The organism is Microbacterium petrolearium (assembly GCF_054782875.1).
The window spans coordinates 1-10,106 of the sequence record NZ_BAAGRQ010000030.1; the positions used below are offsets into that span (position 1 = coordinate 1).

At 72.6% G+C, this 10,106-nt stretch carries 10 protein-coding genes; 6 read left to right on the plus strand and 4 right to left on the minus strand.

Going from position 1 to position 10,106, the window contains the following annotated elements; genetic code table 11:
- Nucleotides 1-562 precede the first annotated feature (562 nt).
- Nucleotides 563-1,207, plus strand: coding sequence for a Maf family protein (locus ACYVJ0_RS13160; RefSeq protein WP_460818290.1), 645 nt, complete (start codon nt 563-565; stop codon nt 1,205-1,207).
- A 78-nt stretch (nt 1,208-1,285) separates the two neighbouring features.
- A complete protein-coding gene (locus ACYVJ0_RS13165; protein ID WP_460818292.1) occupies nt 1,286-3,064 on the plus strand; it encodes an acetyl/propionyl/methylcrotonyl-CoA carboxylase subunit alpha in 1,779 nt (592 codons plus the stop codon).
- 259 nt (nt 3,065-3,323) lie between these two features.
- Here the strand turns inward: ACYVJ0_RS13165 and relB are convergent, their stop codons facing one another.
- From relB to ACYVJ0_RS13185, 4 genes are all read right to left on the minus strand, one after another.
- Nucleotides 3,324-3,554: a type II toxin-antitoxin system RelB family antitoxin gene (gene relB, locus ACYVJ0_RS13170; protein WP_460818294.1), complete on the minus strand. Its 231-nt coding sequence runs from the start codon at nt 3,552-3,554 to the stop codon at nt 3,324-3,326.
- A gap of 182 nt (nt 3,555-3,736) precedes the next feature.
- Complete coding sequence (locus ACYVJ0_RS13175) at nt 3,737-4,072, minus strand: DUF5615 family PIN-like protein (protein ID WP_460818296.1); 336 nt, start codon at nt 4,070-4,072, stop codon at nt 3,737-3,739.
- Between the two features lie 2 nt (nt 4,073-4,074).
- Nucleotides 4,075-4,299, minus strand: a complete 225-nt coding sequence (locus ACYVJ0_RS13180; protein ID WP_460818297.1) for a DUF433 domain-containing protein — start codon at nt 4,297-4,299, stop codon at nt 4,075-4,077.
- 20 nt (nt 4,300-4,319) lie between these two features.
- Complete coding sequence (locus ACYVJ0_RS13185) at nt 4,320-5,747, minus strand: NAD(P)H-quinone dehydrogenase (RefSeq protein WP_460818299.1); 1,428 nt, start codon at nt 5,745-5,747, stop codon at nt 4,320-4,322.
- A 163-nt stretch (nt 5,748-5,910) separates the two neighbouring features.
- On the opposite strand from ACYVJ0_RS13185, the gene ACYVJ0_RS13190 reads away from it, so the two are divergent.
- From ACYVJ0_RS13190 to ACYVJ0_RS13205, 4 genes are all read left to right on the plus strand, one after another.
- Nucleotides 5,911-6,735, plus strand: coding sequence for a purine-nucleoside phosphorylase (locus tag ACYVJ0_RS13190; protein ID WP_449854045.1), 825 nt, complete (start codon nt 5,911-5,913; stop codon nt 6,733-6,735).
- Nucleotides 6,732-8,384, plus strand: a complete 1,653-nt coding sequence (locus ACYVJ0_RS13195) for a phospho-sugar mutase (protein WP_460818300.1) — start codon at nt 6,732-6,734, stop codon at nt 8,382-8,384. The genes ACYVJ0_RS13190 and ACYVJ0_RS13195 overlap by 4 nt, the downstream gene beginning before the upstream one ends.
- Nucleotides 8,385-8,576: 192 nt before the next feature.
- The gene (locus ACYVJ0_RS13200) at nt 8,577-9,503 is read left to right on the plus strand and encodes a hypothetical protein (RefSeq protein ID WP_460818302.1); all 927 of its coding nucleotides are present in this window, start codon (nt 8,577-8,579) and stop codon (nt 9,501-9,503) included.
- A 139-nt stretch (nt 9,504-9,642) separates the two neighbouring features.
- Nucleotides 9,643-9,897, plus strand: a complete 255-nt coding sequence (locus ACYVJ0_RS13205; protein ID WP_460818303.1) for an HPr family phosphocarrier protein — start codon at nt 9,643-9,645, stop codon at nt 9,895-9,897.
- Nucleotides 9,898-10,106: the final 209 nt, after the last annotated feature.

Genomic DNA, 10,106 nt, shown 5'->3' on the forward strand with positions numbered 1-10,106 from the left:
CCTGTGCAGGTTCCACCACATGAACCTCCACCACCACCGCTACCGCATCACCCGCGACCGCCACGGCCCCTTCCTGCTCCACCCACCCGACAGCAGCGAACCCACCGAACTCCCCACCCGCTCCCCCCTCCGCTGGGCCTTGGGGCCGCCGCCACGCGCCGCCTGACCCCGCCCCGGGGATCGCGCGCATGAGCCACCCCGGGCCCAGCGGACCGGACCGAGCCGTCCCCCGCTCCTACAGAAACCGCGCGGCACAGTCGACCGGTCGCTGAACAGAACCGCCCAGCAGCCGATCGGCCGCCGAACGAGCCGCACACCCCCACCGGCTGACGAACGAAGCCGCGCACGTCCCGGTCTGTCGCCGAACGGATCCGCGCACCACCTAATCGGCTGCCGAACGAGCCGCGCACAACCCAATCGGCTGCCGAACGGATCCTCGCACCACCCCCATCGGTTGCTGAGCGGAGGCGCGAAGCGCCGTAGATGAAGCGACCACCGCGACCCGCCCGACACCGACAACCCTCTGGCAAGCCACCACCGCACCGCTCGATACCGTGGACACATGCAGGTCTGCCTCGCCTCCACGTCGCCCGCCCGCCTCATGCTCATGCGCCAGGTCGGCATCGAGCCGCGCCTCGAGGCGCCCGGCGTGGACGAGGAGGCCGAGATCGCCGCCATCGAGGCCGCCGAGGGGCGCACGCTCCCGCCCGCCGAGCACGTGCTCGTCCTCGCCCGCCTCAAGGCGCAGGACGTCGCGACGCGCCTCGCCCGCGAGGCCTTCGACGGCATCGTCATCGGCGGCGACTCCATGTTCGAGCTCGACGGGGTCGTCTACGGCAAGCCGTACACCGCCGAGAACGCCACCGCCCGCTGGCGCGAGATGCGCGGCCGCACGGGCGTGCTGCACTCCGGCCACAGCGTCATCCGCGTCGCCCCCGGCACCGAGCCGCGCGAGGTGCACAACGTCGCCGAGGCGTCCGTCTCGTTCGCAGCCGACGTGGACGACGCCGAGATCGCGACCTACGTCGCCACCGGCGAACCGCTGCACGTCGCCGGCGCCTTCACCGTCGACAGCCTGGGCGGCGCGTTCATCGAGCGCGTCGAGGGCGACCCCTCCACGGTCATCGGCATGTCGCTCTCCACGATCCGCCGCCTCGTCCGCGACCTCGGCATCACCTGGCCCGACCTCTGGAACCGCACGTCGTAGACATCACGACACGAATCCCGCGCTTTGTTGTCGGGGGCGCTCAAAGGAGCGGGGGCGGCCGTTACTAGGCTGAAATCCATGTCCGTCCCCCGTGCGCTCAGCAAGGTCCTCATCGCCAACCGCGGCGAGATCGCCGTCCGCATCATCCGGGCAGCCCGCGACGCCGGGCTCGGGTCCGTCGCCGTGTACGCCGACCAGGACCGCGACGCCCTTCACGCCAAGCTCGCGGACGAGGCCTACGCGCTGGGCGGCGAGACGAGCGCCGACACCTACCTGAAGATCGACAAGATCCTCGCCGTCGCCCGCCGATCCGGCGCCGACGCCGTGCACCCCGGGTACGGATTCCTCGCCGAGAACGCCGAGTTCGCCCGCGCCGTCATCGGCGCCGGGCTCGTCTGGATCGGCCCCTCGCCCGAGGCCATCGAGGCCCTCGGCGACAAGGTCACCGCGCGCCACGTGGCCGAGAAGGTCGGCGCGCCCCTCGCCCCCGGCACGCCCGGCCCCGTCGACACCGCCGACGAGGTCGTCGCCTTCGCCGAGCAGGTCGGCCTGCCCATCGCGATCAAGGCCGCATACGGCGGCGGCGGCCGCGGCCTCAAGGTCGCCCGCACCCTCGAGGAGATCCCCGAGCTGTTCGAGTCGGCCACCCGCGAGGCGATCGCCGCCTTCGGCCGCGGCGAGTGCTTCGTCGAGAAGTACCTCGACAAGCCGCGCCACGTCGAGACCCAGTGCCTCGCCGACGCGGAGGGCAACGTCGTCGTCATCTCCACGCGCGACTGCTCGCTGCAGCGCCGCCACCAGAAGCTCGTCGAGGAGGCGCCCGCGCCCTTCCTCACCGACGTGCAGAACCGCATCCTCTACGACGCCTCCAAGGCGATCCTGCGCGAGGTCGGCTACACCGGCGCCGGCACGTGCGAGTTCCTCATCGGCGCCGACGGCACCATCTCGTTCCTCGAGGTCAACACGCGCCTCCAGGTCGAGCACCCCGTCTCCGAGGAGGTCACCGGGATCGACCTCGTCCGCGAGCAGTTCCGGATCGCGGCGGGCGGCACGATCGACTACGACGACCCCGCGCCGCAGGGCCACTCGATCGAGTTCCGCATCAACGGCGAGGACCCGGGCCGCGGATTCCTGCCCCAGCCCGGCCCGATCCACGTCTTCAAGACCTTCGGCGGCCCCGGCATCCGCCTCGACTCGGGTGTCACGGCCGGCGACAGCGTGAGCGGCGCCTTCGACTCGCTGCTCGCGAAGATCATCGTCACGGGCAAGGACCGCGCCGAGGCTCTCGAGCGCTCCCGCCGCGCCCTCGACGAGTTCGAGGTCGCCGGACTCCCCACGGTGCTGCCCTTCCACCGCAAGGTCGTTCGCGAGCCCGCCTTCACGGCGGAGGACGGATCGTTCGGCGTCTACACGCGCTGGATCGAGACCGAGTTCCACAACGACATCCCCGCATGGGACGGCGAGCTCGAGCCGCCCGCCGCACCCGAGCCGCGCCACACCGTGGTCGTCGAGGTCGCGGGCAAGCGCCTCGAGGTGAGCCTGCCGGATCGGATCACCGCATCGGTCGCGTCCGCCGGCCGCCCGGCCGCCGCTCCCCCGTCGCGCCGCTCGCACAGCGGCGGAGCGGTCTCGACCGGCGCCTCGGGCGACGCACTGAAGTCGCCGATGCAGGCGACGGTCGTCAAGGTCGCCGTCGAGGAGGGCCAGGAGGTCGTCAAGGGCGACCTGGTGGTCGTGCTCGAGGCGATGAAGATGGAGCAGCCGCTGCAGGCGCACAAGGACGGCGTCATCGCCGCCGTCGACGCCACCCCGGGCACCACGGTCCCCGCCGGCCACCAGCTGCTGCAGATCGTCTGACGTTCCGCGCGCCCGGGAGTTGCGGAGGTCGCTTCATCTGCCCTCGCTCCGTTCAGCAACCGTGGGGTTCATCCGACCGGTTGCTGAACGGAGCGGCCGGAGGCCGCGGAGATGAAGCGACCACCGCAACCGCTTGTCAACGGCACGTTGACTCGCTCCGCGTGATCAACGCTCAAGGTCGAGCGCCGTGGGTCGGTGTCGAGAAGATCGACCCTCGGCCCGCTCGCACCACCCCTGCGGCACTCCCCAGGGTCTCGGGTCAGATCCCGAGGTCCGTGGCCACCTCTTCGAGGGATCGTGTGCGCGCCTCGCCCCGGCGAATCGCTTCGGCCTCGGCGCGCCGGGTGTACGCGTACTCGATCTCATCGAGGTGGTCGGTCACGGCCTCGCGCACGTAGTAGGCCGCTGGATGCCCCGTGGATGCGGCGCGTGCATCGAGCCGGGCCTTGATGTCGTCCGGCAGGCGCACGCTGAGAACGCTCGTAGACATGTTTGCATGTGTCGCACACGAGGGCGGGATCATCATGGACGGCGGCTGCCTCCCCGCCGTCAGCCACTGATCCCTCCGCTCCGCACAACGAGCGGGACTTGCTGAGGTCGCTTCATCTGCGCTCGCTTCGCTCGCTCCGTTCAGCAACCGAGGGGTTGCCGCATCGGCCGCACCGCGCCACCTCAGCGGATCTCGATCAGTCGTTCGCCCGCTGCAAGAAGCTGCACGACGTCATCCATTCGGGGCGCGAGCCATTCCAGCAGCGCCCGGCGGCTCGTATTGCCCACGCGGATCCACACGACAGCGGGCACCGCACCCGCTGCCGAGCGACGAAGCACGGCGAAGTCCTCATCCTTCGTGACGATGACGGCGTCACGGGAGGTGGCATACGCGATGATCTCCGCATCCGTGGCGGCGAGCATCCCGATGTCGGCGACATGCTCGGCGTCCCAGCCGGCCAAGCTCAGCATGCGCGCGAGCGCGGGCGGAAGTTGGGCGTCGACGAGGAAGCGCGTCACCGTCAGCCCGCGAGGAGCACGGGATGGTCGGCTTCCGCAGCAGCGAACGCGAGCACGGCCGACACATCAGCAGGCTCGAGGTACGGGTAGTCCTCGACGATCTCATCGGCCGTCACGCCCGCCGCGAGCAGGGCGAGCACGTCCGAGACACGCACGCGCGTACCCCGGATCGTGGCGCGGCCATGGGCGACATCGCGATCGAAGGTGATCCGCTCCAGGCCGTCCATGCCGTCGATGATAGCGAGCGTCAGGCGCGGCCGCGGAGGTCGACGCCGTGCATCGCGCGGGCCGCGTCGGTGATCGAGGTCGTCAGCGACGGGTACGCGGCGAAGACGCGGCCCAGCTGATCCACCGTCAGGCGGCGCTCGACCGCGATCGCGATCGGGAAGATCAGCTCGCTCGCCTTGGGGGCGACGACGACGCCGCCGATGATCGTGCCCGATGCCTCGCGCGCGAACAGCTTCACGAAGCCGTCCTTCACGCCCATCATCTTGGCGCGCGCGTTGGCCTCGAGCGGCAGCTTGTAGACGGCCGCGCCCTCCTCCTGCGTCCAGCCGACCGTCGCGATCTCGGGGCTCGTGAAGATGTTCGACGCGATCCGGCGCTCCGAGAACGGGATGACCGCATCGCCCATCGCGTGGAACACCGCGGTGCGGCCGAGCATGCCGGCGACCGAGGCCAGCGGCACGAGGTTCGTGCAGTCGCCCACCGCGTAGATGTTCGGCACCGACGTGCGCCCCACCTTGTTGACCATGATGTGACCGGAGTCGGCCAGCTGCACGCCCGCCGTCTCGAGCCCCAGATCCTTCGTGTTCGGCACCGCGCCGACCGCCATGAGGCAGTGCGAGCCCTCGACGGTGGATCCGTCGGAGAGCGTCACGACCACGCCGTCGCCCGTGTTCACGACCTTCTCGGCGCGCGACTTGGCGAGCAGCTTCATGCCGCCGCGGCGGAACACCTTCTCGAGCACCTTCGCGGCGTCGGGGTCCTCGCCCGGCAGCACCTGCTCGCGGCTGGAGACGAGGGTCACCTGCGAGCCGAGGTTCATGTACGCCGACGCGAACTCGGCCCCCGTCACGCCCGATCCGACGACGATGAGATGCTCGGGCACCGACTCGAGGTCGTACAGCTGCTTCCACGTGAGGATGCGGTCCCCGTCCGGCTTGGCGCCCGGCAGCTCGCGCGGCGAGGCGCCCACCGAGATGACGAACGTGTCGGCCTCGATCCGGTCGAAGTCGGTGCCCTTCGGCCCCGTCGACACGACGACGGCCTCGTCGCCCTCGAGCCGGCCGTGGCCCGAGATGACCTTGACGCCCGCCTCGAGCAGCTGCTCGCGGATGTCCTCGGACTGCTGCCCGGCCAGCGCGAGGATGCGCTTGTTCACGGCGAGCAGGTTGATGGCGACCTCGGGCTTGAGGGGCTTGCCGTTCTCGCCCTTGGCGTAGAACTGCACGCCCAGGTCGCCCGCGTCGCCGATCGAGCGCGCGGCGTCGGCCGTGGCGATGAGCGTCTTCGAGGGCACCACGTCGGTGAGGATCGCGGATCCGCCCACGCCGGTGCTCTCGATGAGCGTCACCTCGGCGCCGAGCTGCGCGCCCGCGATCGCCGCCTCGTAGCCGCCCGGTCCGCCGCCGATGATCGCGATCCGCTGCTTGCGCTCGAAGTCGAAGGTCATGCGGCCCATTCTTCCCTATCCGCCGCGGGGGCATCCCCGACTCTCCCGACCGCGAACCCGCCCTCGATCCGCGAGCCCGCCCTCGATCCGGCGCGGGTTCGCGGATCGGGCGCGGGTTCGGCGACACCGGCGGCGTCAGCCCGGGCCGGTCTATCCTCGTGTGATGACGCATCCCCTCGATCCCCCGGCCGACCCGTTCGTGGTCGCGCGCCGGGCAGCGGACGACATCGCACGCCTCACCGGCGTGGAGCGGCACGACATCGCCGTCACCCTCGGCAGCGGCTGGGGCAAGGCCGCCGACCTCATCGGCGAGACCGTCGCGACGGTCCCGGCCACCGAGGTCACCGGATTCTCGCGCCCCGCGCTGGAGGGCCACGTCGGCACCCTGCGCTCGGTGCGCACGGCCTCGGGCCGGCATGTGCTCGTCATCGGCGCGCGCACCCACTACTACGAGGGCCACGGCGTGCGCCGCGTGGTGCACAGCGTGCGCACGGCGGCCGCGGCCGGCGCGACGACGATGGTGCTCACCAACGGCGCCGGCGGCATCCGCGAGACGTGGACGCCCGGCCAGCCCGTGCTCATCAGCGACCACCTCAACCTCACCGCGGACACCCCGCTCGAGGGTGCGACGTTCATCGACATGACGGATCTGTACTCCGCGCGCCTGCGGGCCGTCGCGCGCGAAGTGGATCCGTCGCTCGACGAGGGCGTGTACTGCCAGTTCCGCGGGCCGCAGTACGAGACCCCGGCGGAGGTGCGGATGGCGAGGGCGATCGGCGGCGACATCGTGGGCATGTCCACGGCGCTCGAGGCCATCGCGGCGCGCCAGGCCGGCATGGAGGTGCTGGGCTTCTCGCTCATCACCAACCTCGCCGCCGGCATCTCGCCCACCCCGCTCAGCCACGAGGAGGTCATCGAGGCCGGCCGCGAGGCGGAGGGGCGGATCTCGCGTCTGCTGGCGGATGTGATCGGACGGATCGCGTCGTGACGGCGCTCGATCGCGCCCGCGCGTGGGCGGCGCAGGATCCGGACGCGGTGACCCGCGCCGAGCTCGAGGCGCTCATCGGGGCGGCCGAGGGCGGCGACGCCGACGCCGCGGCAGAGCTCGAGGGGCGGTTCGCGGGACGGCTGCAGTTCGGCACGGCCGGGCTGCGCGGCGCGCTCGGCGCCGGGCCCCTGCGCATGAACCGGGTGCTCGTGTCGCAGGCCGCCGCCGGATTCGCCGCGTACCTGCGCGAGCGCATCCCGGATCGCGCGCCGGTCGTGGTCGTCGGCTACGACGGGCGCCGCAACTCCGACGTGTTCGCGCGCGACTCGGCCGAGCTGTTCGCGGGCGCGGGCCTGCGGGCCGTGCTGCTGCCGCGGCTGCTGCCCACGCCCGTGCTGGCGTTCGCGCTGCGGCACCTCGGCGCCGACGCGGGCGTCATGGTCACCGCGAGCCACAACCCGCCCGACGACAACGGCTACAAGGTGTACCTCGGCGGCGAGGACGCGGGATCGCAGATCGTCTCCCCCGCCGACGGCGAGATCGCGGCGCACATCCAGCGCGTCGCGGACACCGCCCGTGTGGGCGAGCTGCCGCGGGGAGAGTACGAGCTCGCGCCCGAGGCCGTCGTCGACGCGTACGTCGCGGCGACGGCCGCCGTCGCTCCCGCACCGCATGCCGCTTCCGGCATGAACTGGGCGTACACGGCGATGCACGGCGTCGGCTGGCATACCTTCGCGCGCGTGCTCGACGCGGCCGGCTACCCGCGGCCGGCCCTCACGGCCGCGCAGATCGATCCGGACGGCACGTTCCCGACCGTGTCGTTCCCCAACCCCGAGGAGCCGGGGGCCATGGACCTGGCCTACGAGACGGCGACCGCCGCCGGGGCGGAGTTCGTGCTCGCGCACGATCCGGATGCGGATCGGCTGGCCGTGGCGATCCCGGACGGCGAGGGCTGGCGGCGACTCACGGGCAACGAGATCGGCCTGCTGCTGGGCCTGCGCGCGGCCCGCGCGGCCCAGGGCACGCCGGGGGCGACGCTCGCGTGCTCGCTCGTGTCGTCGCCCGGGCTGAGCGCGATCGCCGAGCGCTACGGCCTCGGCTTCCGCGAGACCCTCACGGGCTTCAAGTGGATCTCGCGCGCGCCCGGGCTCGTGTTCGGGTACGAGGAGGCGCTGGGCTACCTCGTCAACCCCGAGACGGTGCGCGACAAGGACGGCGTCTCGGCCGCCGTGGCCGTGCTGGGCCTGGCCGCCGAGGCGCGCGGCCGCGGCGCGACGATCGCCGACCTGCTCGACGAGCTCACGGCCGAGATCGGCGTCTACCGCGACGGCCAGGTGTCGATCCGCGTCGACGACGTGGCGGTCATCGGGCGGATCATGGCCGCGCTGCGCGCCGATCCGCCCGCCACCTTCGGCGAGCGCGCCGTCACGCGCGCCGACGACCTCGCGGCGGGCGCGCCCGGCCTGCCCTCGGGCGACGTGCTGCGCTACGCGCTCGACGACGGCTCGCGCGTCATCGTGCGCCCGAGCGGCACGGAGCCCAAGCTCAAGGTCTACCTCGACGTCCGCGGCGCGGACACGCCCGACGCCGCCGCCCGCCTCGCCGCCCTCGACGCCGCGGTGCGGGAGCTGCTCGCCGAGTTGTCCTGACCCCTCCTCCGCCGAACCCGCGCTCCTTCGCCGAACCCGCGCTCCATCCGGGGCGGGTTCGCTGATCGAGCGCGGGTTCGCGGGGCCGGAGGAGGGAGCGGCGGCTCGTCCACAGGCGGCCGGAGCGAGCGGCACGGGAGAACCGGCTGTGGAGAGGCGGCCCGGCGGCGGCGCGTCGGGCAGGGTCTGGGCATGGGCCAGAACCTCACCGTGTACAGCCGCACGGATCTCGAGCACGCCGGGGCCAGCGATCACGCGATCCGCCAAGCCGTGGCGGCGGGGCGCATCCACCGGATCCGGCCCGGCGCCTACGTCGACGCGGCCGACTGGACCGCGGCCCCGATTGAGCAGCGCCAGCGCTCCGCAGCGGCGACCGCCCTCCGCGCCAGCCGCGGACCGCTCGTGCTCGCGGGCATCACCGCCGCGGCCGCGCACGGGCTCCCGCTGTTCCGCCTGCGGGACGAGCGCGTCCACGTGCTCTGCCACGCCGACCGCGTCGCGGCGAAGAACCCCTTCGTCATGCGCCACGAGGTGCCCTTCACGGACGACGATCTGACGATGGTGGACGGCATGCCCGTCACATCGCTCGACCGCACGGTCTGCGACGTCATCCGCGCGATCCCGCCAGAGAGCGGTGTCGCCGTCGCCGACGCCGCTCTCGCGATGGCGCCCGAGGGCGCGGACGAGCTCCGCGCCCGATTGATGCGGCGCATCGCCTGCCTTCCCGGTGCGCGCGGCATCCGGCGGGCACGGGAGGTCGCGGCCTTCGCCGATCCGCGATCCGGATCTCCCCTCGAGAGCGCGAGCCGGTGGTTCCTCCATGTTCTCGGCTTCCGGAACGTCCGGATCCAAGAGCCGTTCCCCGGCCCGAACGGCGCGGAGTACCTGCTCGACTTCCGCTTCCGCCGCGGGATCGGCGAGGTCGACGGCGCGACGAAGTACCGCGATCCGGACTTCCTCGCGGGGCGCACTCCGGAACAGGCTCTCATCGACGAGAAGCGCCGCGAGGACTGGATCCGGGGCCGCACCCAGGAGCCTTTCGTCCGATGGATGGATCGCGACATGCCGAACGCCCGCGCGCTCGGCGCGCACCTGGCCTCCTTCGGCATCCGCCCCTGACGCCGAACCCGCGCTCGATCGCCGAACCCGCCCCGGATCCGGCGCGGGTTCGCGGATCGACGGCGGGTTCGCGGATCGAGGGCGGGTTCGCGCAAAGAGGGCGCCGTCGCCAGCGTGGGGCGGCCGGTAGCGTGGGGGCGTGCAGCGGAACATCGTGGTGACGGCGGCCGACGGGCTGCACGCGCGCCCCGCCGCGCAGCTCGCCCAGCTCGCGCGGCAGCTGCCCGGCACGCTGCACCTGCTGATCGGGGGCCGCGTGGTCAACGCCGCCAGCGTGCTCGCGGTAATGGACCTCGAGCTCTCCCCCGGCACCCCGGTCACCCTCGAGGCCGAAGGCCCCGCCGCCGAGGCGGCCCTCGCCGCCGCCACAGCGATCCTCGCGCCCCCGCACTGACGCCGAACCCGCGCTCGTTCACCGAGCCCGCGCCGGATCCGGCGCGGGCTCGCGGATCGAGGGCGGGTTCGCGGAAGGAACGGGGGCCTGGGCTGTGTCAAGCTTCGTAGACGATCTCTTTGTGGATTTCAGGCCGCGGTTGCGGTCTGGGCGTAGTAGGCGGCCCGGGTCTCGGCGGGGGTGCGGTAGCCGAGGGTGGAGTGCAGCCG